The 24,025-nt window shown below is 42.1% G+C and carries 20 protein-coding genes; 8 read left to right on the top strand and 12 right to left on the bottom strand.

What is annotated here, in order from left to right; all coding sequences use genetic code 11:
* Positions 1-8 precede the first annotated feature (8 nt).
* Both polA and SOO65_RS03240 read right to left on the bottom strand, forming a co-directional pair.
* Positions 9-2,648: a DNA polymerase I gene (polA, locus tag SOO65_RS03245; RefSeq protein ID WP_321396842.1), complete on the bottom strand. Its 2,640-nt coding sequence runs from the start codon at positions 2,646-2,648 to the stop codon at positions 9-11.
* 6 nt (positions 2,649-2,654) lie between these two features.
* Positions 2,655-3,155 carry an RDD family protein gene (locus SOO65_RS03240; RefSeq protein WP_321396838.1) on the bottom strand — a complete coding sequence of 167 codons (501 nt, stop codon included), beginning with the start codon at positions 3,153-3,155 and terminating at the stop codon, positions 2,655-2,657.
* 142 nt (positions 3,156-3,297) lie between these two features.
* Here SOO65_RS03240 and trxA point away from each other — a divergent pair, with 142 nt between their 5' ends.
* The 7 genes from trxA to SOO65_RS03205 all read left to right on the top strand — a co-directional run bounded on the left by trxA (position 3,298) and on the right by SOO65_RS03205 (position 7,508).
* Positions 3,298-3,621: a thioredoxin gene (gene trxA, locus SOO65_RS03235; RefSeq protein WP_321396835.1), complete on the top strand. Its 324-nt coding sequence runs from the start codon at positions 3,298-3,300 to the stop codon at positions 3,619-3,621.
* A 42-nt stretch (positions 3,622-3,663) separates the two neighbouring features.
* Positions 3,664-4,245 (top strand): D-sedoheptulose 7-phosphate isomerase, encoded by a 582-nt coding sequence (gene gmhA, locus SOO65_RS03230; protein ID WP_321396832.1) that lies wholly within the window; start codon positions 3,664-3,666, stop codon positions 4,243-4,245.
* 78 nt (positions 4,246-4,323) lie between these two features.
* A complete protein-coding gene (locus SOO65_RS03225) occupies positions 4,324-5,229 on the top strand; it encodes a protein-glutamine glutaminase family protein (protein WP_321396830.1) in 906 nt (301 codons plus the stop codon).
* Positions 5,230-5,239: 10 nt separating this feature from the next.
* Positions 5,240-5,665 (top strand): hypothetical protein, encoded by a 426-nt coding sequence (locus SOO65_RS03220; protein ID WP_321396827.1) that lies wholly within the window; start codon positions 5,240-5,242, stop codon positions 5,663-5,665.
* A 136-nt stretch (positions 5,666-5,801) separates the two neighbouring features.
* Entirely contained in the window at positions 5,802-6,443 is a 642-nt protein-coding gene (locus SOO65_RS03215; RefSeq protein WP_321396824.1) for a MotA/TolQ/ExbB proton channel family protein, read from the top strand.
* A 10-nt stretch (positions 6,444-6,453) separates the two neighbouring features.
* The gene (locus SOO65_RS03210) at positions 6,454-6,987 is read left to right on the top strand and encodes an ExbD/TolR family protein (RefSeq protein WP_321396821.1); all 534 of its coding nucleotides are present in this window, start codon (positions 6,454-6,456) and stop codon (positions 6,985-6,987) included.
* A gap of 8 nt (positions 6,988-6,995) precedes the next feature.
* On the top strand, positions 6,996-7,508 hold the full coding sequence (locus tag SOO65_RS03205) for an ExbD/TolR family protein (protein WP_321396818.1): 513 nt from the start codon (positions 6,996-6,998) through the stop codon (positions 7,506-7,508).
* A 94-nt stretch (positions 7,509-7,602) separates the two neighbouring features.
* Here SOO65_RS03205 and SOO65_RS03200 read toward each other — a convergent pair whose 3' ends face one another.
* The 8 genes from SOO65_RS03200 to SOO65_RS03165 all read right to left on the bottom strand — a co-directional run bounded on the left by SOO65_RS03200 (position 7,603) and on the right by SOO65_RS03165 (position 21,454).
* Entirely contained in the window at positions 7,603-9,621 is a 2,019-nt protein-coding gene (locus tag SOO65_RS03200; protein WP_321396815.1) for an AgmX/PglI C-terminal domain-containing protein, read from the bottom strand.
* A 9-nt stretch (positions 9,622-9,630) separates the two neighbouring features.
* Positions 9,631-9,882, bottom strand: coding sequence for a hypothetical protein (locus SOO65_RS03195; protein ID WP_321396812.1), 252 nt, complete (start codon positions 9,880-9,882; stop codon positions 9,631-9,633).
* A 1-nt stretch (position 9,883) separates the two neighbouring features.
* On the bottom strand, positions 9,884-10,774 hold the full coding sequence (locus SOO65_RS03190) for a tetratricopeptide repeat protein (protein ID WP_321396810.1): 891 nt from the start codon (positions 10,772-10,774) through the stop codon (positions 9,884-9,886).
* Entirely contained in the window at positions 10,771-13,641 is a 2,871-nt protein-coding gene (locus SOO65_RS03185) for a tetratricopeptide repeat protein (protein WP_321396807.1), read from the bottom strand. The genes SOO65_RS03190 and SOO65_RS03185 overlap by 4 nt, the downstream gene beginning before the upstream one ends.
* Entirely contained in the window at positions 13,635-15,044 is a 1,410-nt protein-coding gene (locus SOO65_RS03180) for a hypothetical protein (protein ID WP_321396804.1), read from the bottom strand. Before SOO65_RS03180 ends, SOO65_RS03185 begins: the two co-directional genes overlap by 7 nt.
* 15 nt (positions 15,045-15,059) lie before the next feature.
* Positions 15,060-15,770 (bottom strand): outer membrane beta-barrel domain-containing protein, encoded by a 711-nt coding sequence (locus SOO65_RS03175; RefSeq protein ID WP_321396801.1) that lies wholly within the window; start codon positions 15,768-15,770, stop codon positions 15,060-15,062.
* 73 nt (positions 15,771-15,843) lie between these two features.
* Positions 15,844-19,107, bottom strand: coding sequence for a UvrD-helicase domain-containing protein (locus SOO65_RS03170; RefSeq protein WP_321396798.1), 3,264 nt, complete (start codon positions 19,105-19,107; stop codon positions 15,844-15,846).
* Complete coding sequence (locus SOO65_RS03165; protein WP_321396795.1) at positions 19,100-21,454, bottom strand: PD-(D/E)XK nuclease family protein; 2,355 nt, start codon at positions 21,452-21,454, stop codon at positions 19,100-19,102. The genes SOO65_RS03170 and SOO65_RS03165 overlap by 8 nt, the downstream gene beginning before the upstream one ends.
* 85 nt (positions 21,455-21,539) lie before the next feature.
* Between SOO65_RS03165 and SOO65_RS03160 the strand changes: the two genes are divergently transcribed.
* On the top strand, positions 21,540-22,370 hold the full coding sequence (locus SOO65_RS03160) for an Hsp33 family molecular chaperone HslO (RefSeq protein ID WP_321396792.1): 831 nt from the start codon (positions 21,540-21,542) through the stop codon (positions 22,368-22,370).
* Here the strand turns inward: SOO65_RS03160 and SOO65_RS03155 are convergent, their stop codons facing one another.
* Positions 22,371-23,393 carry a hypothetical protein gene (locus SOO65_RS03155; protein WP_321396789.1) on the bottom strand — a complete coding sequence of 341 codons (1,023 nt, stop codon included), beginning with the start codon at positions 23,391-23,393 and terminating at the stop codon, positions 22,371-22,373.
* A complete protein-coding gene (locus SOO65_RS03150) occupies positions 23,390-24,019 on the bottom strand; it encodes a hypothetical protein (protein ID WP_321396786.1) in 630 nt (209 codons plus the stop codon). Before SOO65_RS03150 ends, SOO65_RS03155 begins: the two co-directional genes overlap by 4 nt.
* Between the last annotated feature and the right edge of the window lie 6 nt (positions 24,020-24,025).

The raw sequence follows: 24,025 nt of genomic DNA, 5'->3' as shown, positions 1-24,025 counted from the left end.
AGCTTATTCTACTTAAGATCGTACCAGTTTGAGCCCGTGCCCATTTCAACCTTGAGCTGAACACTCAGAGATACCGCGCCTTCCATCTGCTCCTGCACCAGAACTTTCATTTCTTCTAGTTCCTCGGGAACCACGTCGAAAATCAATTCATCGTGCACCTGAAGAATCATCTTAGATTTGAGCTTTCTCTCGGCCAGGATGCGCTGAATGTTGATCATGGCGAGTTTAATAATGTCGGCCGCAGTTCCTTGAATCGGACTGTTGATCGCCACTCTTTCTGCCATCGCCTTGACCTGACGGTTAGTTGATTTGATATCAGGGAGATTACGTTTTCTTCCAAATAAAGTCTCAGCGTAACCAGTGTTCTCCGCCTTCTCTTTAAGGCCATCAAGATAACTTTTTACTGAGTGGAATTTTTTAAAATAATTCGTGATGTATTTTTTTGCATCACCTTGCGAGATGTGAAGTGCCTGCGAAAGGCCAAAGCTAGTTTGACCATACATCAGACCGAAGTTGATCGCCTTAGCACTATTACGCATATCTTTTGAAACTTGCTCGAGAGGTACATCAAATACTTCCGCCGCGGTCTGACGGTGAATATCACGGTCATTCTGGAAAGCATCGATCATATTTTTGTCTTGGGCGAAATGCGCCAGCAGACGAAGTTCTACCTGCGAGTAATCGGCAGACAGAAGCGTTCTCCCAGGAGAAGGAATAAAGCCCTTACGAAGTTTTCTTCCATTCTCAGTACGTACCGGAATGTTCTGAAGGTTTGGATTGTCTGAAGATAAACGTCCAGTGGCAGCGTTACTTGGCTGAAAGTGAGTGTGAATCTTCTTTGTGTCAGGACTTACCATCGTCGGGAGCGCCTTCACATAAGTCGAAAGAAGTTTTTCGATCTCACGATAACGAAGGAGAAGCTCCGGAATGGGATTTAGTTTCAGGGCCGCAAGTTCATTTAAAACTTCGGCGTCCGTTGAGTAACCGGTTTTCGTTTTTCTTATGACTGGAAGTTGAAGCTTTTCAAAAAGAAGCTCCCCTACTTGTTTAGGCGAACGAAGATTGATTTTGTCTCCAGCGGCCTTGACCACTTCGGCCTCGATTTCCTCAATCTGACGGCTAAAATCATTCTCTAAGTTTTTATAGAATGGCACATCGAGAGAAACACCCTCGAGTTCCATGGCAGCAAGAACTTTAATTAATGGAATATCGAGTTCATCGTAAGGACGCTCAACATTCATTTCCTTCATCTTATCGCGAAGAATCGGATAGAGTTTCAGAATCGCTTCTACTCTTTCGCCCTGAATTTTTATCTCTTCTTCACTCTGATTTCCAAATAGATCGGCCTGTCCCTTTGGAGCGACTGGAAGTTTGTAACCCAAAAATTCTTCCACCATTGTGGCAAGATCATGGCGCATTTCCGGATTGATGATAAAGTGGGCCTGAGCGAGATCAAAATACTTAAAGTCTGGAGTTACACCTGCCACCATCGCTAGTTGCAGAATAGGTTTTGATTGATAACAAACGACCAGAGCATGGGCCTCATGGATGATATCAATTAGAGTTTTAGCTTCTTCAGAACTTAAAGCGATGTAGCCCGTTTTTTTAGAAGTGGCCACCGCCATGGCACGCCAGCATTGGTGCTGGTTAAGTTCATCATCACAGATATGAGTCAGAGCGATCGTGTCTTCGCCCTGGATGTTTTTCTTTAAATCGGCCAGAGTCCAAAGTTCAACAGCCTTTGCCTCAGTTTTCTCAGGAACAACGTGAGTTTTTGCGGCAGACGGTTCTGCGATCTTAAAATCTGCAAGTTTTGTTAGCCACGAACGGAATCCAACCTTGTTAAGAAAGTCTTCCACTTCTTGATTCACTTTTAGGCGATAAGAAGATTCGTCTGGAGCATATTTAAGTTTTAAATCACAAACGATTTTTACCAGCTCTTTCGAGAGACGAGCATTATCTTTATTGGCATCTAGCGCCGTCATCGAACGCTTGTTTTTAATTGAAGGAATGTTTTCCAGAATGTTTTCCAGAGTTCCGAATTCTTCAATTAGATTCTGAGCACCTTTGGGACCGATACCATCAACACCTGGAATGTTATCTGAAGAGTCACCAATAAGAGAAAGGTAGTCCACGATCTGCTCTGGATACACTCCCATCTTGTCTTTCACGTCTTCACGCGAGTAAATTTTCTCTTTCATGGTATCGAGGATCTTAATTGGCCCGTCCACGAACTGCATAAGATCTTTATCACCTGAAGCGATCAGGATTTCATCAAAGTCATTCTTCCACTGAGTGGCGACCGATCCAATGACATCATCCGCTTCATAGTTAGGTGCTTTAATTTCCGGAAGACCCAGAACCTGAATAAGCTCATCAACCAGCGGGAACTGAGGAACTAATTCATCAGGTGGAGCTGAGCGGTTTGCCTTATATTCAGTGTAGATTACTTTGCGAAATGATCCTTCTTTCGTATCTCTCGCCACGATGATGTGAGTCGGTTGGTATTTCACTATCAAGTTGTGAACCATTGAGAGCACACCATAAACAGCGTTTACCGGAGTACCATCTGGTGCATGAAGCGGACGAATGGCGAAAAAAGCACGAAAGATATAATTCGAAATATCGATGATAATTAATTTTTTCATGATGACCTATTGAAGTGGAACTGGAGGTGTATCAAACCAAGGAGACTTAGTCTTCCTTAAATCCAAGCGAGTTCCGTCGTTGGCGATGACAGTTGTGTCCGCCATAATGTCCCCTAACCGATGCGCGGTATCACCTCGGAACAAAAAATAAACTTCCATGGCGGCAAGCGGAAGAGCAAAAACCGCCGAAAATATCCATCCCCAGAACGGGAAGACTAAAAAGAACAATGGCACTGTGAAAGGTAAATTTCGGATCATTGACTGCCAGGCGGTACAAGGTGCGCCATCGATCAAAGAAATGACCCCAAACCCCATGAAGCGTTTTCCAATTGATTGCCCGTCATAGAGTGAATCTGAGATGCAAAGATAGATAATTCCCAGGATTAATCCCATAGGATAATAGCAGATCGCCCCCACGGTCACGAGGCCGATATCAATACACTTAGCTATTAGTCGCGACCATCGGGCCCGGGCCATTGGCCCCTTTAATAAGGACTTCCTGTTCATCCGGATTATTGTAGCGAAAAATTCGCGACTTGAACGTATTTTCATTGATTCCAGATTATGTTAATCAAGTGTTATAATGGGTAAAACTTGTCCTACGGCTTCCCTTACGATAAAGTGGAGCTGTGCTTTATAAGGAGTAATTATGGCAAATTTAACAAGTGTAACTTCTGCTAATTTCGACCAAGAGGTTATGAACTCTGATAAACCGGTTCTAGTAGACTTTTGGGCCGAGTGGTGTGGACCATGTAAGGCACTTTCTCCAGTTCTGGACGAAATCGCGTCTGAAATGAATGGCAAAGCTAATGTTGTTAAAGTTAACGTTGACCAAGCTTCTGACCTTGCTCAGAAATTCGGTATCCGCGGTATCCCAACTCTTATTTTCTTCAAGAATGGCGAAGTTAAATCAACTCTAGTTGGTAACCAGCCTAAAGCTGAAATCGTAAAAAACATCAATTCTCTTTTATAATCAAGGCGGCGGGTCCAATGATGGACCCGCTTGTTTTTTCTTATGAGTTTTATCCGTTCATCCCTAGTTGAAGCCCAAAATACCCTTAATAAATTTGTTGAAGATGAAAAGAACATCAAGCAAATCGAGCAATCGATTCAGATCTTCGTTGATTCATTCAAAAATAACGGTCGAGTTTTCAGCTGCGGAAACGGCGGTTCAATGTGCGACTCTCTTCACTTCGCGGAAGAATTAACTGGTCGCTACCGTAAAGATAGAGCTCCTCTTCCTGCCACAGGTATTTCTGAGGCCGGTCATATCACTTGTATCGCGAATGACTTTGGATTCGATCACATCTTCTCTCGCTTTGTTGAGGCATGGGGACAGAAAGGCGACACGCTTCTGGCGATTTCGACTTCTGGGAACTCGGCCAACGTGATCAAAGCGGTGGAAGTGGCGAAAGCTAAGGGCATGAAAGTAGTAGGTTTATTGGGTAAAGACGGCGGGAAACTGAAGTCGATGGTGGACGTTCCCCTGATCATCCCGTGCCCCATTACAGATCGCATCCAGGAAGTCCATATTAAGTGCATCCATATCTTCATTGAGGGTATCGAGCGCCAGCTTTTCCCGGAAAATTACCTGTAATTTTTACCCGAAGGTAGTTCTTACATAGTCAGCCGAGGCCCGGTTTTTTTATAAAACCCCAAATTCAGAGGGGTGACTATGTCTACTAAAATTTTAGTCGCTCTAGCGTTTGGCGTTCTCTTTATGAATGCTAAGGCCAGAGCGGAAGTCGTTATTACGACTGTCTTCAACGTTCACGAATCAATCAGAACCAAAACTGTTAACGTTCTTTCAGGTGTAGATGGTCGCATCTACAAGACCGAAAACAGCGATGAGAACCTGAATCGTATTTTCCCACTAGTTGGAAAAGTAGTGAGAATCGATTTCACCGTTTATGGTACCAAGGCCATGATCAATAGCATTCGTCCAGTTATGGCCGGTGAGATTGATACTCGCACACTTGATCTAAACCATTTCCGTTACAATGAACTTCGTCAATTTGCTCCAACAGATCTTCAGACTATTGAGAAGGCGACAACTGTCTTCAAGAGCATGATCAACGACGGAGACAAGAAAAGATCTCAGTGTTTCAAACGCGCTCACATGTGGGCCTTTGATATGTGGTCTAAAATGAACATTAAGTCTGAAAAGCTGTTCATTTTCTTCACTCAACGTTTTCAGATGATCGATGAATACGATTGGTGGTTCCACGTTGCTCCTCTAGTAAACATTGCTGGTGAAGACTACGTGATGGATGGAACATTCTTCCAAAAGCCAACTCCCATTCAAGAATGGAAGAGCTTCTTCATGATGTCGAAAGAGCGTAACTGCCCTATCGTTGAAAAATACCAAGACTGGGAACAAAACCAGTGGAGCAAACTTTGTTACCTAATGAAGGTTCCAATGTATATGTTCCGTCCGGATGATATCCAGGCAAGAGATGTTAAAGGTATCGAGAGAAACCACTGGGTGCTTGAAGAAATCCAAGATGCTCGTCGCGCTTTCAAAGGTTGGGAAGAGACCTACGAAGGTTATGACAACGGTAAAAAGACCACTACTTTTTAAGGACTAATTTATGAAAACTATCATTCTAGCAGCAATGCTTATGGTGTCTGCAGCTTTTGCTCACACTATTGTTGGTACTCCGGTTTTAAAGGGCACACTTAAGACAAAACTTGTTGTTGATAATGTTCCTGCTACTTGTAAGGTTCAGATCGAAAAGATCTGGAGCTCAAATAACGAGGACTCTTACGGTAATCCTGCTTACCACGTTCGTATGGACCTGAGCCTATCTGGCTACGACATGGAAAGTGGCAAAACAGTTAAGTTTGATACAAAGGTCATGCTTTCAAATATGTTTACGGTTGGAACAAACCGTATGGTGAAAGATTATGAATATGCGACTGAAGATGGAAAGATCACACTAACGATTAAGACCGACGGTCGTCTTAATTCAGTTTCTTTCCCAAACAAATCTCAGAAAGTTACTTGTTCTTTTTAGTCAGCCATCATCATAGGGGCAACATCGTTGCCCCTCATTCTTCAATTTTTTCCCATATTTAAATTTCTTTGAGCATTTAGATTTGCGTTTATAATGAATTATAAACCTTTATTTTTCCATGGAAGGGGAAGTTGTTATGGAAATTATCCAATGGGCCATTCGTTTTATCACAGAGGGTGGCGTTTTCATGTATGTGATCCTTGCAGTGTGGGCATTCGCTCTGGCAGTAGCACTCGAACGATTTAAAAAACTCTCTTACACCTACGACGTAGACGGACCTTCATTCATGAATGAACTTCAACGTTACATTCTTTCGAATGACATTCAAGGAGCAATCCGTGTTTGTTCAGGCTCACAAGCTGCTCTACCAAGAGTTTTGAAGAGTGGTCTTAAGCGTGCCAATCAGGGAACTGAACAAGTTCAGAACGCAATCGATGCAACTGCGCTTGAAGTGATTCCAAAAATTGAGCAACGTCTCTCTTACCTTCAGCTTGCTGCCAACCTTTCTACTCTATTCGGTCTATTAGGTACGATTCAGGGTCTGATTCAGTCATTCTCGGCGGTATCTGCAGCGGATCCAACACAGAAAGCTGAAGTTCTTGCAAAAGGTATTGCAGTTGCGATGAACACAACTGCTCTTGGTCTTCTAGCAGCAATCACAATCATGATGATTCACGCTTTCCTTACTTCAAAGTCGGAAAAGATCGTTAACGAGATCGATGAGTTCGCAGTTAAGCTTCAAGATCTTCTTGGAACTAAAAAAGCCATCGACGATTAAGGATTAGCGTATGCTAAGAGTACCTACCAGCCGTAAACGTAAAAAGCCGGATGAGAAGCTGAACCTGGTTCCTATTATGGACTCGGTCTTCATCTTCATTTTCTTTCTTTTGATGTCGGCGAGCTTTTTAAAGATTTATGAAATCGGATCTCCGATTCCAATTGTTTCTGATCAAGAACAGCCCAAGAAAGAAGACAAAGAGCCACTAGCATTGACGATGAAAGTTACTGCTAATGACATTACTCTCTCTACCGGAATTCCTTCTAAGGAAATGAAGAAGTTCACTCGTCAGGCAGATGGTCAGTTCAATTATGATGATATTCACACAACGTTAATTGACTTGAAAAAACAACACGTGGATGAAGATTCAATCATCTTTGAGCCGACAGATGAACTTCCTTACGAAGAGATCGTCAAAATCATGGATGCGGTCAGAATGCTAAACAAAACCGATGAGGCCATCTTTAAACCAAATAAAGAAGGCGTGGACGAGAAGATCAAAAATCTTTTCGACCGTATCATCTTCAGTAATCTAACGACTTAAGAGGAAGTATGGCACGTAGAGCTTCACGATTTGGCAGAGGAAGAAAGAAAGCGACGGTATTTGATATCGATATCACTTCCCTTCTCGATATTCTTACCATCCTTCTGGTTTTCCTTCTTCAAAGTTATAACTCTTCGGGAGTGGTCATTAACGTTCCGAAAGAAATTGAACTCCCTCGTTCTTCATCTGAGACCTTAAATAACTTCGGTGTGAATGTGCAGGTATCAAAAACTCAGATTTGGGTGGACGATACAGAAGTAGTGAACACAGAAATTCCAGACGATCAGTTATTTGATGAAGGCGGACGAAGAATTGTTCCTCTGTATAATGAGTTAGTCAAAATCAAAGAAACGATTAAGCAATCTGAGAAACTCTCGCCACAGGCCAAGAAGTTCTCAGGGATTGCCAACCTGGTCGTTGATAAGTCACTTAAATACTCTTACCTGAAACGAGTTATGTACACCTGTGCTGCTGCCGGTTTTAAAGAGTTTAAATTTGTGGTTTTAACTCAAGGTAATTAACTCTCTATTCCAACTGAACAAATGAAAAAGGGACCAGCGATGGTCCCTTTTTTTTGGCATAAAAAAAGGACCCTTACGGGTCCTTTGTCATTTATTACATCTTCTTGGTCTGGAAGTTCATTGGCTGTTTTACCTCTACCGTACCGCCGCCCATTGGTTCCGGGAAGGTGATTCCTCGAAGGACATTCACAACACACTTACTAACATCTGCTGGTAACCCTGAACTTCCATCAGTACCGGCCTTTGAAACGTGGCCGGAAGCTCCGATGACAAAGTTAAGTTTTACAACACCAAAGACCTCTGAACCTCTTCTTTCAATCTCTTGCTGATAACAATAACGAAATTGCGGAAGGTGTTCGATCAGAATTCTTCTGATAACGTCCGGGTCCATTGAACCTAGAACAACAGTTTCACCAGGAATTCCTGCAGTGTAAATTTCACGTTTAGCAGAAAGACCTTCAGCACCTTTTGATTCACCCAGAACGCCTGTTGTAGCACCAACGAGACTTCCTTGATTGGTAGTCATGCTGGAAGTTTTAACACTACCACTTCCTCCAACAACTCCAGATGCTGCACCGATTTGTCCAGCATTAGAACCTGAGCCTGAAGCGCCCACTGTTTTAACTCCAGATAGCGATCCACCCTTTGCCACCAATGTACTAACTGAACTTGAGAAATCTGCTGATTTATAAACTTCAACGTGGCCCGCAGTTTTTACTTCAAGTTGTGAATAAGCAGTCGGTGCTTTTGCACTTGAAGTAGTCGTGGTTGATTTCGCAACCGGTGTATCAAACTTCTTATTTGAAGGCTTAGTTACCGGAGTCGTCCCCTGCTTTACTACTTTCTTTTCAGTCGCGGTTTTTTTGCCCGGATCAGGCTTTTTGTTTTGCTCTTTAGTAGTTACAACATCCGGCTTCTTAACATCAGGTTTTTTCTCGGTCGTTGCTGTCTTTTCAACGGCGACCTTATCAGGGGCCTTTTGCACCTGCTTAGGAGCAGTTTCGGTTTTTTCAACTGCAACGTTCTTAGAAACCGTTAGAGGTTGCTTGTAAAGGATGGTCGCAAGTCTTTCAGGCGCCAATTCATCTTTCTTATCATCTTCCGGAACTTCAATCACGTTCAAAGACACGATGAAAAGACCGGCCAGAAGCATAAACAGAGCCAGATATTTTCTGAATTCTGGATCACGTTTAAGAATTGGAGCATGTGCAATCTTAGGAGGAGCGGCCACATTTCTCACAAAAATTTGAAGGTGATCTTTTTGTAAGCGAACCAGGTCCTGACCAGAAAGTTCAATGCTCGCACCTACGTGACCAGTGTCTTTCTTTTTGTCACTAAGTAGAAAAACTCCAAAACCAGGTAGTGTATGAACAGTAGCACTTCCGCCTCTAACATCGACGAAAGGAAACTTTTCATTTTTATTAAGATAAGGAAATTCGATCTCGTCTTTTTTAGACAGGACGCCAGTGATGAAATAAGTATTACGACCTTCTGGGAAGTAATCAACACTGAACACCTGGTCATTATGAAGGATGATGACTTCGACTGCTTGTTTTGAGGCCTCGTATTTGAAGATAGGATAAAGATCGTCCTTATCTTCAAAAATATATTCACTGAATTCCGCTTTTGGATCAGCGGCAAGTGGATAAACGATTGAAGGCATATGTGATGAAACTGCAGGTGCCGCTTTCGGCAGGGCCTTCGGAGTAGAAGGTAGCTCAGGCGGAAGTTTAACCGATGCCTCACCAAGTGCTGGTTCCAGTGTATCAAGCACGGGAGGAAGCGCCTCTGAAACTACATAGTTTTGATAAGTGAATTCAATGTCGGCCAGGCGGAAGGTATCACCAATCCTGAATTCTTTAACGATGACTTTCGCATCATTCACATAGGTTCCGTTCGTGGAATTCATATCATAAATGATGGCCTTGTCTTCAAACACTTCAAGCACAGCATGGACCGCGGAAACTGCCTCGCTGTTTACAATGAGGTCACAGCTTTCACTTCTTCCTAAGAGGAAACGTCCTTTTCCGAACACTCCCCCTTTCGTTTTATGAGCTGGGTTGGTGGCGCGTACTTCGAACATCTTTGGCTGTTTATTTTTCTCTACTTGCACAAATGTCCCCTAGCGAATGCCTTCTACGGCTTTTTTCATTTCTTTGTTAAAATTTGCTCTTTCAGGAAGCTTGTTCTTAAATTCTTTTCTTAGTCTTGGAGAAATAGAGATATCACCAGGCGCGCCGGCCTCTCCTTCTACTCCAATTTCTTCGAAATCAAACTTTTCGAATTTTTTATATTCATAACGAACGTTTGGTTTATTTTGGGCCAAAACCGTTCCTGAAAGAATGAAAAATAAAGTTGCTGCTATGATTTTCATCCTATTCTCCTAATTGTGATTCAATCGCCGAATAGTAGCGGCGAAGATTGGCGCTCGAAGGATCCTTAATGCCAGAAAATATTTTCTGGGCCTCGGCCGCTTTACCGACTTTTTTATAAGTGTAAGCAACGTTCAATCCAATTTCAGCGCGGTCCCATTCAGAACGCGGAATCTGCTGATAGTAACTGAGAGCGCGGTTGTAATCAGACATTAAAAAGTAAGTTGATCCAACTGCGTTCAGAATATCCACGTCTTTTGGCGATCCATTCAAAAGACTTAAAAAAAGAGGCTGCGCTTGCTCTGCTAGACCATAAGTAAGATAAAGCTTCGCCAAGTTGTATCTTGGAGTCTTTGAAAATTTTGACTGCTTATTGGCGCGTTCAAAGGCAACCAACGCCTTTTGATCCAGACCCTGACGAGAGTAAAGAACGCCGATGTTATTTAGGGCCGGAACGTAGTTTGGAGTTACTTCCAGAGCTTTGTTATAAAAAAGAAGTGCTTTACGATGTGAGCCCTGATTCAAGTGACAGTTGGCCACAAGGTTCCAATACTGCGCCACTTTTTGATACTTATTGAAGTTCTTACCAGCAATGGCAAAAGCTCCTTCGAAATCTCGCTGACCACAACGAACAGAAATATCCATTAATGGATCTGCTGCAACATTTAGCTTTGCAAGCTCTTCCGGAGTCATGCGATCCAAAGTCTCATCTAATAGGGCCGGATTAAGGGACTTTGCGTTGCCTTGGTAATAATCCGAGATTTCCGAATTCGAGAGTGGTTTCTCTTTTTTAAAGGCCTCATTACTTACGTTGGCCGGAGCACTCGTCGGTGCTTTTTCTTTCGTAGTCGAACAGGCCGCAATAAGTAAAAGTGGCAGAAGAATTAATTTCATTGGCGACCTCCTCTTTCCATGAGGACTGCTTCTTTCTCAGTAAGAAAGCGCTTGTTACTTTCAAGTTCAGAATAAAGAACAGCGTAGTTTGAGAAGCTCAGGATTTTATTATCAGAGATAAGTTTCTTCACTTCAGAACGCTGCTTTCTGGCATTGGCAAGAATTGGACCGTGAACTTCGGCCATGGCCTTCTTAAAACTTGCTACATACTCTGGGGCCTTGCCTTCCGGAGTGAAGTTTTTAAGCTCAGTACCAAAAGATTCATAGGCATCAATGACGTATTTATAGGCCTCGACGATTCCCTTACCTGATCCGATTTTTTGGATGTTATTAACATCAGAAGTCATCTGATCAAGGAGCTGAAGCTTAGATTTAACGGCGCTATTAAATTCAGCTTCTGGAAAACGAAGTTGAATCTGATCAAGTCGTTGTTTTTTATCCTGAACACTTGCGAGCATTTTCTCGGCCATAAGGTCCAGGGCCTCAACCGGGATGTCCAGCTTTTGAGACTTGGCCAACTGGTAGAAACGGTTTTGCTTTTCGGCAGCTTGTCTCGCCTCTTCATTATTTCCAATACCCAAATATTCTCTACGAAGATCTTCAAGGGGCTTAATTAGTTGAGGGAAGTTTTTAGAATTTGTCTCTAGCTCCGCGATCAACTTCTCATAGGCCTCCCAGCGACGTGCCTTCGCCAGATCTTTTAGAATTTCAAATGAGACTTCGGCAATCGCGGCATCAGAAATTGAACACTGCTTTCCAAAGTCACGAACTTCAAGGGCCTTATTGATGTCATTATTGGCCAGGGCAATAAAGGCAGCATTTTTATAAGCAACAACCTTGTTTGAAGAATTCTCCTTACAAAGTTTTGCCACCATTCTGAATGAAAGATCGGCCGAACGATTAAATTCCTGACGAAGAAACAGGCCAGAAGCGATACTTAGGAATGAATCAGCAAATTTATTTACATCTGCTACGTCCATATCTCTAATTGCAATAACGGACCATTCGTAACTTTGATTAGAGTTCCCCATTTCATAATAAAGGGCCGAAAGGTTGTAGGCCGCATTGACCTTCGCCTTCGGTGTACTCTCATCTGATTCATAAATCTGGTGATAACCTTTGAGCGCCACGGCTTTGTCCCCTTTTTCAAGAGATTGCTGGACACCTTCAATTTGAATCTTTGTCATTAAACTTCTAAGGGCATCTGCATACTTCTTAGAAATTTTGAATTCACCGTCATTAATTCTTCCTACGTAGCCTTTAACTGCTGAGTAGTTTTTATTCTTTCGGTGTTCTTCCATGACCTTCGCAAGCATCCCTTCCTGAGTCTTATAATCTTTCGGAAAGTTCTTCGCGAAATCCGCCATGGTTTTCTCGGCCCCGGCCAGATCTTTGCCATCGAACTGGGCATTGAAAAGTTTCACGTAAATTGAATTTGCGCGTTCGCTTTTGGAATCAAAACTTAAATAACGGGTATAAACCGGCACATAATTTTTTTCCGCAACTTTTGGACTTAGATTCTTTTGCCCAAGAGAGGAAAGCATACCTTCCAAACTTTGGTTCATGATCTTCTTGTCATTATTGGCACGAGCAGCATCAAAGGAAGTGATATAAAGACCAATGGCCTTGCTGTAATTTCTTGCGGCATAAGCAGTCTCACCTTGGAAGAAAATCTTCTCCGCTTTCTGACCGGGAGAAAGCTGTGCCGACAGTTCAAAGTATGCAATCGCCTCTTGAGACTTCTGCTTCTGAACCTTCGGTACATTCTTATAAATATCAGAGGCAGTTGCTTTCTGAAGCTCGGCCGCCTTCTTATTCACATGGAAAACTAATTTATTGAAGTCATCCGTATTAAGAGGTTGCTTCAGGTGAAGGGCCACCAACTCTTTACAAACTTCCAGGTGTTCTGAGACCTTATTGAATTTATCAAAGAGATTTAATTGAGCGATTAGAATCTCAACTCGCTTATCACGGTTTTTCTCATTCTTAGCTGCTTGTTTAAGCAGAGTTTCAGCTTGAGCAAAACGGCCTTGGGTCACAATTGAGTTGGCGATTTTTACAAATTGTTCAGTGTAGTTAATGCCAAGACCTTCATAGAAGTTAATGGCATCATTCATGCGACCAGCATCAATGTAGAAAATACCGATATCACGCTCAACCATATTGCGCATATCAATGTATTTTCCGCCACTCTTCTTATGAACTTCTTTCATCAGATTGATAGCGCGATCGTAGTTTTTTACACGATAGTAAGACCAGGCAAGATTGAATGCGTCTTTGGTCCACCACTTCTCATCCATCTTATTAATTGATGCTTCATAGAGAGGAATCGCCTCTTTAAATTTATTTGCATTGTAATAATAATCGGCCAGAGCAAGCTTGGATTTCAATCCAACTTTAGAATCTTTAGGAGCATCCTTTGAGGCGAGTTTAAAGTACTTTTGAGCAAGGTCGTTATTTCCAAGTTCTTTATAGTTGTACGCCAGGATGTAATAAACTTCTCCAATCCCCTTATACTTAGGGAATCGCTTCACGACAACTAGACCAGCATCGTTAGCAGCATCAAAATACTTATTGGAGTTATTGAAATACTCTTTCTTACTAAGATTTCTTCTTTCTTCGACCGGAATATTTAAATACTGTTCGTTCTCGGCCTCTCTCCAAAGACGGGCCTTCTCCAGATTTAATTCAGACAAACGAAGAAGTGTATCTGGAGACTTAAAGTCCTGCTGCTTTGCCAGACGAGATACTTCTGAAAGCTCCTCATCTACAATCGAAAGAATCTTTTTACGGCGCTCATCCAGGGTAAGCTTCGCACCCCAAACCGAGTTCGCAATTAGTACAGATAGTAATAGATACTTTAACATTCAGACCTCAAGGCGAATACGTAATCACCCAATTCATCTGCCCAGAACTCACCATTGAAGTTCCAGAAGTACTGTTTATCATTACGCTCGATGTACTTCACATCACCGCGTTTTTTGTTAACAACTGTATCAGATTGATAAAGACGCTCTTTTCTTTGTGCCAGAACCTCAAGTTTGATGTAGCTCATCCCTTGGAAAGCAGTGTAGAGCTCGGAGTATTTAGAAACTAATCCGGCTCTTACATAAGCGCCCAGAGTTGTTCTGTACTCATCCGCCAATGTCTTTACGTTTTTTACGAGGTTTGCCTGCATGCTACTGCCTGAATGTTTGCGGAGAAGGTTGTATTCTCCGATCGCAGCAGTGAGTGAACTTTTCATTTCACGATAAGCAGCATCTTTACGAATTGATTTAAGAATATGGTCAACGATCGGAAGAGGAGCTGGTTTATTGCTCTCATGATCGGCCATAAGGGTGTAGTAGTAACGATAGTCCTTTCCTTTTGAGAGAAGGAAAGTTCTTAGATCGCGTGAAGGATTTAACAGTTCATTATAAAAGTCGTCCGCAGTCTTCTTGGCATCTTCATAAAGACACATCTTCATATAAGTCAGGGCCTTAAGCACTTCAGTCTCAGGTTTAAAGATGAAGTCAAAAACAGGAGCTTTATATGAAACAAGTTTTCCCAATGTGCGGTTGTAGTTACTCAGATAATAGCTGTTCCATGCCTCTTCAAAGAGAATTTCCGGCCATACAAATGAGTCTTTTGCGATATCCAGGTAGCTGAGCTCGGCCTTCTTGTAATCGGCCTGGGCGTATTGAACTCGTGCAATACCGGCCACACAATAATCACGGTTAATCTCAAGTTGATCACGCTGAGTATTTGATTCCGCCTTCCCCATTCTTTTTTCAGAGGCATTTACGCAATCTTTGAACTGAGTTTCAGCGTCTTTATGATCATTTAACAGTGAGTAAATAACACCACGAAGATTGGCCACAAACGGAAATGCAGAATGATCAGGACTAATGCCATTTAATTCATTAAGTGCTTCCTGATGTTTTCCTTGCTTCATCAAACGCTTGGCCAGGATATAACGAATATTTCCCGAGCGAGAACGACGAAGGATATTTTCAGGCAGAGATTCAAATGGCTTCACCCCAGTAGCGTAAAGCATTTTATCCAGTGCCCCTTCCATCTCAGAATCTAGAGTACGATCAGTTTTCACGATGTAGTCTTTCATCCAAGGAACTACTGAATAGTAGTAACCACCATCCACCAATTCAAGAATTGTGCGGCGGTAACCACTTAAAGATATAGTTCCCTTGCCATAGTTTCTGGCCGCTGATTCATAAGAGGCCCAGGCAGAGGGAATAAGAATTGCTGTAGCTAATAATATTTTCGAGAACATCCGTGTTCTCCTTTCTTAAAATGCGTAGTTTAGACCAAGACCCAAATCGTAATTGTTATAAAGCTTAGACGTCGTTGAAGTTGGTCCTGTTCCTGCCTTCTTAGTCTTATCTGCTTTATAAGTTTGACCTGTTAGGTCCAAACGAAGACTCCAGTGCTCATTAATATAAAAGCGGAAGCCAGTGTTCCATAAAGCACCAGTTTGGCTTTCATCGGTTAGAGCATTTGTGTTTGCCGCTGCAGTATCAAATTTGTTTCTGTTATCTTTAGTCGTGATTGTTCCCACACCAAAACCAAACATCCAGTCGAAGTAGAAAATGCGATTGAAAGTATTGATCTTCGAGTAGAAAGGAGACCACATCAACATCGCACCCATGAATGAATCGATTTGACGGTAAAAAGGAACAGTCCCCTGCTCTTTTACACCTTTCGCTGTATCGTTTTCAGAATTTGTGTTCTTACCGTAGATAAGCTCAACACCCCAGTCCTCAGTGAAGAAATATCCCCCACGAATGGTGCCACCATAGGCATCAAGGAAATCTTGGCTTAGGTTGTAAGCAGCAGTTGCACCGACATAAACGTTACCGACTTTTCTAAATTTTCTATTCTGGAGAACATAGATTTCTTTGTCGTTATCGAGCCATGAAAAGTTATAAAGAGATTTTTCATTAGCATACACGACAGTACTCATGATGAGTGTCACCAGGATCAAAACGATGTTTTTCATTTTCACTTCACTTGTTAGAACGATAGTCTTTATCAAATTCTAACACGCTCAGAATGAGGCGCAAGTTCTTGGATTAACGAGGGCAAATGCTACCGTAGGAACACTGACTGCAATGATCAAGATTCACTTTCCATGGTTCGTTCTGTGAGCGCCAGATGGGATAGAGATCTTTTCGACACTTTTCCAGGGTCACAACTTCAGTTAGTGTCTGCTTTTGATCTACAAAACATAAAATTAGTTCTATTTCTGAGCTATGATCGATTTGTCCCAGCTCATACAAGGCATAAGCATAGGTGGAAAGTTGAAGCCAGTAGTGGCCCAAATTCTCCGGAGTGATTCTTCCGGTTTTGAAATCCCAAATCTGAGCTTTTTGCTTTCCTTTCGGCATTAGCACTAAATCCGGAATCCCCGAAATCATAAAATTGAAGAATTTGAATTTAATCTGCTTTTCCGGGATAAGTTCGTACTCATCCTTCTTTTCTTTCAAGAGATCCAGGGCCCACTGAATCGGACCTTGCATGTCTGTACCAAAGCTTTGGCGAGGTACTACAAAGTTTCGAACGATCCCTTCCGCAATTTGGGCATGAATATAAGTGCCGCGTTCAGATGAAGAACGAACAACAGTTGCCAGCTCATCACCCTCTTCTTCGATAAATACCTTTGACGTTTCTTCGGGTTCAGTAACTTTTAGAATGTTTGAAAGATAAAATTTCCGCGGACAATCTAAGAGCGAGTTCAGTCTGGTCACACTAAGTTCAGCGGCAATGAGTAGCTCCGAGTCCCCTTCACCCTTAGGAAAAATCCCCACTGGATCATGAAAGAAAAGCGGAAGCTGAGGAAGGCTTTGTGAGTTTAAGAGGTCCTGAGCATTAAAATCTTCTCGCTTAATTTCAGTAACTGCCTCTTTTGTCATGCCCTGATGGGTCCAATTACGAAGACCCAAGATCCAGCTATTTTTTGGGATTGAAAATGCTTCTTCATGCATTTCAAAATCAACCCAGACCAATTTTTTCTTGGCACGAGTACAGGCCACATAGAAGAGACGTTTAGACTCCGAGAAATTTTTATATTTAGCGAGTTCGTTTTCAAAGACGTAGAGAGGAGACTTTTGCTTTTCTCTAGAAACAATATCCAGGTACCAATTAAAACTTCCTGGAAGATCTCCAAAAAGAGATCCCTCGTTCATGCCTCGACCGTTAGTATAAATACCGGCCAGGTAGACTGAATCAAACTCCAGGCCTTTGGAAGCATGGGCGGTCATGATCTGAACCATGCTTGAATTTTCACCCGAGCGAAGTTCAAGACTTAAGCGATCATTGTCCCCGCTCTCAAGCTGCTTCATCATGCTTTCCGGATCCTGGAGATAAAGATCAGAAATTGTTTGGATGGTTTCCAAGTTAATGTCTGAATTCTCGTTAGTCAGATGAAGTTTATGAATGAACTTTCGGAAGGCTTCAATCATGCCCCAATAGGTGACATTTCGATCAAAGTCCTCAAGATCTCTCTCTGTAACATTTTCAGTGATGCCTAATACGTTGAAGTAACTTTTAAACAAGAAGAGCGGATACTTATTCTTAGTTTCAGGATTTGAATCAAATTGACGTCTTAAAAGGCAAACAAACATCCCCAGAATAGGGTCATCAAGAAGATCAATTTTAAATTGAGCGGTAAACCCAATTTTTCTTTCCATCAAGGCACGAATTAATTCACCACTCGGTGTGAGCTTACTATAAAGCACCGTACATACATTATTAGTCGTTTCGCGTTCCTTCTTGATCGCATCCGCGATCATTAGGGCCTCAAGACGATTGATGTGCTCGTTTTTAAATTTATCTTCTTTTTCTAAATCACGGATAAGCTCAGCAGATTGAATTTCTATGATGCCTTTCTCTTTAGGGACCACTTCGGACGGAACATTCTGATCTTCCGGATTAACGGTAAACGGATCATGTCCCTCAAAATTTTGACCAAGCGGGAGAATCGTTCTGAATAAACTATTATTGAAATTGATCACTTCAGGAAGAGAACGGTAGTTGTTCGCAAGAGTACGAACTTGGGGGACAAGCTTTGCGCAATCTTGGAACACTGATAGTTCCCCACCACGAAATCCGTAGATCGCTTGCTTAGCATCACCTACGCAAAAGAGTTTGGAGTAATCTCCACCAATCAGATTCTGAATAATGCTAAACTGAATATCAGACGTATCCTGGAATTCATCAACGATAAAATAGCTAAATGCTTTTTGAATTCGAGTGCGGTCTTCTGAGTTTTCTAGTCCCAGTGACACGAGATACTCAATATCACCAAAAGTCATTCCAAGATTCGGGTCTAGGCGAACCTCAATGTAATTGAAAAGCTCCTGACAAAGATTCATCCAAGGCAGAACCTTAGAATCAAAATGCATTTCATAGTCAGTAATCACATTGGTCCAGACTTTTAGCCAGTCACGAACTGCGGCCAGTCCGTCTTTCGCGGCCTCTGAACCCGGAAGTTTTTTGCGATTATCAAGTCTCGAAACTGCTGCGAAAAGATTCACGTAAATTTTGAACTTTTCCACAGAAGTGATTTCGGGAAGACCAGATGACTGAAAAGTCGCCACGATTTTCTCGAAAGCACCTCTCTCCTTCTCCTCTGGTAAATCCATGGCATGGATGGCGGCAAGAGCTGAAGGTAGATCATTTAATTTATATGAAGACTCGATCATTTTATCGAGATTCTTTGGATGGATTTCTTCTAATTTAAATTTTTTCCAGGCGAGGCGCAGTCCCGGATCGCTAAAGACATTTGTAAAGGCCGAAAGGAGGGCGCGCTTCTCACGAACAACGATATCCAGAAGATCACTTGAAACGTTTTGAGAATGTTGCTCAAACCAAGCTTCAACTAGTTCTCTCACCTGGTCCGTTCGTTCAGGAGAGAAAATAATGTCTGATTCGGTAGAAAGGTGTGGAAAATATCCCAGAGTGATGAGTTTTTTGCAAAAACCATCAATGGTCGTCACGAGGAGCATCGGAAGGATTTCATTGGCAATCTGCCACAGCTCTTTATCCGTTTCAGTACTAGAAGAAATCTCCTCAAATTTTTCGGTGAGACGAATACTCATTTCACCAGCGGCCTTCTTAGTGAAGGTCATCATGACTACTTGAGAGAACTTCTGACGAAGAAATTCTTCAAAACTCACTGTAGGTTTAGATTTATAATCGCCCATCCACTTTCGAGTCAGATAAACAATATGTTCAACCAGTACGAAAGTCTTACCTGAACCGGCACCTGCGCGTAGAAGTACTCCACCCTCATGTTCAATTGCGAGAAGCTGTTCAGCATTAGGAGATCTAGACATTGGCCAACTCGCTTTTCACACAGACCTTATTGAGCTCGCAAAAATCACACGTGCTTGACTTGCGAGGGAGGGCCTTAAACTCTTTTTCTGCTTTAATGGCGAGAGAAAGGGCAATCATCTTGTCCTGGGCCTCTTTTAATTTTTCCGAAAATTCTTCTTTAAAGCGATGAATTTTACATAGCTTTGAGGCCTTGATTTCTTTTGCGACTTCTTCATCTGAAGTCAGAAGATTTGATTTGGATGAATCATCCAAAACCACATAGCCCATAATCACTGTTTTATTCTGAATTTGTGATTCAGTAGCATGAGCATAGGCCCAAAGCTGAAGTGCTTCGTAGTTTGCCACATCGGTATTACTTGAGGCAGAAAATTCCGTGGATTTAAAATCCAATAGAAGAAGATATTTACTTCCTACGCCTAAACAGTCGATACGACCATTTAGCGCCATTTTTTCGTCCAATTTAAATGGTTCCTCAATTTTCCATTCTATCTTCTCACCTAACTTGGTCTCAAGATCACGAATAAACTGAATTCCATTTAGAGCGCGATGATTAAAGATGAGCTCGCGCTGAAGGTAAACTTCATGCGGTAATTCAAGGTTCTTTTCCTTGATATAAATCTGCATGATTCTCGCTGTCAGAGACTTAAGATCTTCCAGAGAAAGATTCTCCTTAAAGAATTTTTCAATGATTTCGTGGATGATCGTACCCGAAGTCATGGGATCAAAGTCTTTCTCAAGAAGAACATTCGGAAACACTTTATCAACGTAGTTGAAATAAAATTTTCTCGGACAATCTACATAGGTTTGAAGCTTACTTGCCGAAAAAGAACCATTGAATGATTTTTTATCAAGCGTGCTAAAGTAGTCCTTTGGAACTCGCGTGTTGGCGGGCTTCTCTTTTACTATCTTGGTAAGTTCGATGTCCGAGAACATTCTCTTCCAAACAAGAGAATGCTTAAGGGTGCCCTCGCCCATTAGAACCGTTACATCGGCATGACCAAACAGATCCTGGAATTCCCATTGCTTGAAGAGCAGTTCAAGCTCATTACGTTTTAACGGACCCAAGGCGGCCAGCGCCTTCTGAATACTCTCCGTATAGTTTTGACCTAGACCTTGAATATCTTCGAAACGATCATCGATACAAAGCAGAACTCTTCTCTTCCGATCAATTTCTTCCAAGGTCGACATGTCTTTTAAATCCATGGTCATCTCTTTCGATGACACAGGAACATAAGCAGTACGCGGTTGATTTAAATTCACAACCTCAGACAAAAGCTTCAGGAAGAATTGATCAACCTTGATCTCTTCGTCTGTCAGATCCGAAATAGACGTTAGGGCCTCAAGGTACAACTGAATGGCCCTGAAATGTTTTAACGAAGAAGCCGTCTTGATTCTGTCCTCGAGAATTTTTTTCAATTCTAGGACGGTCCCATTATAATTTTTTAGTTCTCGCCCGATCTCCTTCAACTCCGGAGTCAGAAGCTGATGGGGAACCTTAAACTTCACTTCCTGAGAAGGAATGATGTCGATATGTTCTGCAGATAACTTAGAAACGCCCAAAATAATCTGATCATACGGGCGAAGCATATCTTTCAAATGAAGAGAAATTTCACGAGAGTTTATCGGAAGTAACTTTCCGACCGGAAAAGACTCTTCAATTTCAAGTTGCAATTCGTCGACTCGGTTATCTTTGAGCCAATTAATCCAATCACTTTTTTTAGTTTTATCTTTTAAAGATATAGGAAAAGGGATGATCACCTGATATCTGATCGCAAGCGCCTTCAAAAGATCTACTTGTTGACCGTTCAGATGTTGAAAACCCCAGAAGACATAGGTCTTTTTTAGTTCATCCGCTTCTTCAGCTGAACGAAGACCTTCGGCAATTTTTTGATAAGCTCCGTGCTCATCCAAAAATCCAGTCACATCCAGAAGTTTCCAGAATAATTGCACGGCCTGTTTGATAATTTCGGGCTGTTCATCCAAAACCGAAGTCAGTGCATCTTCATTCAAGGTAAAACTTCGAAGGTCGGAGAACAGATTGTAGGCCTGGGTAAATTGCTCATATCCCAAGTCAGGCAGATATTTGTTTTTAAGAATACCGAAAATGAGAAGTAACTCAGATTTGCGCTTGATCGCGGGGCGATCGTCCGCCCCCCACAATGCCTGCACTAAGTTCGCAGTAAACTTGGCAATGGTAATGACATCAAAGGGTTGATTAGCAGTAAGACGAGTTCGCAGACCATCCGCCTTGGCGGGGCTTGGTGTGATGAAGACCTTCTCACCCTCATGGGTTTCCATTTCAGTCAGAAACTGCTCTTTCTGGGAAAAATAAACGATCTGCATCATAGATGCTCTGATTCTACCTTTCCTCGTCAGAAAGATTAACAAAAAAGGGATGATGGGTTATAAATTATGGGTCCAAGGAGTTCCAATGCTCGCAGTTAGCCGCTTATATAGTTTCCTCGATCACAAAAATGGATTCAACATTCACTTTTTAGAGGGTCAAAAACTCATTCACGATCTGGTTCTTATGCATCCGATGCAAGGTTCTGGATTTGCTTATTTCAGAGACACGTTTTTGGGTCTTCTCCCAATCGTGTTTTTTTTAAAGCCAGGAGAATCTCTCGGTCTTTATATCGATTCTGAAGATCCTTACTTCCGATTAAAGATCGAAACTAACAGCGCCGGCCACACACGTACGCTTTTATTACCTGAAGAATTTAATTTCTTCCCGATGAAGATTAGCGGCCAGGTTCGAGTGACTAAAATGTTCCACGGTAGTAAGGCCCCTTACACTTCAGTTCTCGAGTTAAAAGATACGGAAACCAAAGAAGTCATGAACCGCATTCTGTCCGAGTCTTATCAAACGAACTCGGAAGTGATTGTTGGAGAAATGAGCGATCAATCGATCATGGTAACAAAACTTCCACCACTGAATGTGAACTCGACCATCGATGAAACCGTTTCAAGAAAAGAATTTATCAAAAAGCACAAAACATTCTTTCATAATGTATTTGAGGCCGCTTCAAACGATATCGAAAACATCGTTAAGATGTTCGAGGACCATGGATTTACTTACATGGGAAGCCGCCAGATTGATTTCTTCTGCCCTTGTTCAAAAGACAGAATGATCCTCAATCTTCGTGGACTCTACGCTGGTGATTTGGATGAGTTGTTCCAAAATGATGATTCAGTAGAAATCAAATGTGACTATTGCCGTAAGAGCTATCACATTGCTAAAGCTGAAATTCAGAACAACTAATTATTTAAACGGATTAATAATCTTAAGCTCAAGCCCTTGTTGTTTTGGACCACTTAAAATACGTTCAAACACTTGGGCCTCTTCATACATCCCGCAGAAGTTTTCCGCTCTGGCACCACTGGCAAGCACGGTATTCATGAGTTTCGTTCTTTTGACTGTAATGTGTTTGCTGTCTTTCTCAAATTCGTACCAGTTCTTTCCCTGATCAGGCATATCGATATAGCGGGCCTCACCAGTTGTGAGGAGAATCAGATAATCGCTATTTTGTTCAGACAATCTCAGGGCCTCTCCATAAGAGCGATCCAGATCCGCCAAAATCTCTCGTGCCTTTTGAAATTCTTTGTTCTCAAGAGCAGCAAGATAACTAAAGTCGCGAACGATCAAGATATGTTTAGATGATACTTTTCTGAAAGACTGATAAACCGCCTTAAAGTCTTCTGTGATGGAAGATCCACAACTTTTAGATCCACAAGTGCGATCATAAACGATCTGATTTGGATTTGCGGGTACTTCTTCAGAATAGTGGAAAGTTGGGGATCCCGACTGGCCTTCGGAACGACTCCAATAGTAGAGAGAACTTAAAAAAACGAGACCCGATTCACCACACTGATTAAAGCTACTTAAGCTTTGAGTTTTGCTTGCCCCACTCTCCAAAATACCAGTGTTGTAACCGTTGGCGGCGATGTAATTCCAAATGGGACGAATTTCCGCATCAGCACAACTGTGCTTGATGTTCTTCTTACCAGTCATTTGTGAAAGGAAAGATGCTTCGGCAGGATTTCTTAATTGATAAAGGTTATAACCCCAGGTCTTGCCGATACAAATATTTTTTTCAAAGGAAGTGCGCTTTTCACCTGATTGCTGGAAACGAAGAAGTGCAATTTGCTCTTCATCGAGACCTGCTACCTGAAACCAAATGATCTTCGTTGGCTGAATACCAAACTGATGCTTAGTTAAATTGAGACTGGTCACCTGGGCACAACCCATAAGTAACATCATCAACAGAAGACCAGGCCATTTCATTTTGAATCTCCTTCCCGCGAATGCTGATAGCCTTCGACCAGGGCACTGACACCAAAAGTTTGTTGAAAAATAAAAAAATAAAAAATCGCAAAGAAGAGAAAGACTTCTCCGATCACATAAGTCCAATAATTATTTATCAGAAGTCCTAATCCAAATAGACCTAAGAAAAAGAGGAGCTTAAAAAAATTACGTTTTTGATAACGAGCTTTTCCAACTGAAATGCTAAGGAATACTCCACTCGCCAACATGCACAATCCAAAAAACCATTCCGCCTTCGTGGGAAAGAATGAAAATACCATCAAAGAAGCAATGAGCGGGATGCGAGAGATTACTTTCTGCTGAAGATGACTAAATTGACCCATGAGAGTGATGACTTGAAGTAGCACGCCCAATCCCCCTGCTACAAGGGGTAATGGTCGCCATTTCATGTATTGTATCGGGGCAATTAATCCAAGATCAGTGGCAGACTTCATTCCGAAATAGACTGTTACGCATAAACTTACCATGTAAGCGATGAAACGCACCGGATGGTTTGGTAGTCCAAACTGCACGACGAGTTTGAGAAATAAAATTCCCGAATACAATGCTAATCCAACGTTCAGACATGTGAGAAAAGAACTACCCATGAAGCC

This window comes from Peredibacter starrii (assembly GCF_034259205.1).
Lineage (GTDB): Bacteria > Bdellovibrionota > Bacteriovoracia > Bacteriovoracales > Bacteriovoracaceae > Peredibacter > Peredibacter starrii.
This window is presented reverse-complemented; position numbering and strand designations above follow the sequence as displayed.

Coding starts and splice junctions, on each gene's coding strand:
- polA (WP_321396842.1), bottom strand. CDS start 2,648: ATGAAAAAATTAATTATCATCGATATTTCGAATTATATCTTTCGTGCT.
- SOO65_RS03240 (WP_321396838.1), bottom strand. CDS start 3,155: ATGAACAGGAAGTCCTTATTAAAGGGGCCAATGGCCCGGGCCCGATGG.
- trxA (WP_321396835.1), top strand. CDS start 3,298: ATGGCAAATTTAACAAGTGTAACTTCTGCTAATTTCGACCAAGAGGTT.
- gmhA (WP_321396832.1), top strand. CDS start 3,664: ATGAGTTTTATCCGTTCATCCCTAGTTGAAGCCCAAAATACCCTTAAT.
- SOO65_RS03225 (WP_321396830.1), top strand. CDS start 4,324: ATGTCTACTAAAATTTTAGTCGCTCTAGCGTTTGGCGTTCTCTTTATG.
- SOO65_RS03220 (WP_321396827.1), top strand. CDS start 5,240: ATGAAAACTATCATTCTAGCAGCAATGCTTATGGTGTCTGCAGCTTTT.
- SOO65_RS03215 (WP_321396824.1), top strand. CDS start 5,802: ATGGAAATTATCCAATGGGCCATTCGTTTTATCACAGAGGGTGGCGTT.
- SOO65_RS03210 (WP_321396821.1), top strand. CDS start 6,454: ATGCTAAGAGTACCTACCAGCCGTAAACGTAAAAAGCCGGATGAGAAG.
- SOO65_RS03205 (WP_321396818.1), top strand. CDS start 6,996: ATGGCACGTAGAGCTTCACGATTTGGCAGAGGAAGAAAGAAAGCGACG.
- SOO65_RS03195 (WP_321396812.1), bottom strand. CDS start 9,882: ATGAAAATCATAGCAGCAACTTTATTTTTCATTCTTTCAGGAACGGTT.
- SOO65_RS03190 (WP_321396810.1), bottom strand. CDS start 10,774: ATGAAATTAATTCTTCTGCCACTTTTACTTATTGCGGCCTGTTCGACT.
- SOO65_RS03185 (WP_321396807.1), bottom strand. CDS start 13,641: ATGTTAAAGTATCTATTACTATCTGTACTAATTGCGAACTCGGTTTGG.
- SOO65_RS03180 (WP_321396804.1), bottom strand. CDS start 15,044: ATGTTCTCGAAAATATTATTAGCTACAGCAATTCTTATTCCCTCTGCC.
- SOO65_RS03175 (WP_321396801.1), bottom strand. CDS start 15,770: ATGAAAAACATCGTTTTGATCCTGGTGACACTCATCATGAGTACTGTC.
- SOO65_RS03170 (WP_321396798.1), bottom strand. CDS start 19,107: ATGTCTAGATCTCCTAATGCTGAACAGCTTCTCGCAATTGAACATGAG.
- SOO65_RS03165 (WP_321396795.1), bottom strand. CDS start 21,454: ATGATGCAGATCGTTTATTTTTCCCAGAAAGAGCAGTTTCTGACTGAA.
- SOO65_RS03160 (WP_321396792.1), top strand. CDS start 21,540: ATGCTCGCAGTTAGCCGCTTATATAGTTTCCTCGATCACAAAAATGGA.
- SOO65_RS03155 (WP_321396789.1), bottom strand. CDS start 23,393: ATGAAATGGCCTGGTCTTCTGTTGATGATGTTACTTATGGGTTGTGCC.
- SOO65_RS03150 (WP_321396786.1), bottom strand. CDS start 24,019: ATGGGTAGTTCTTTTCTCACATGTCTGAACGTTGGATTAGCATTGTAT.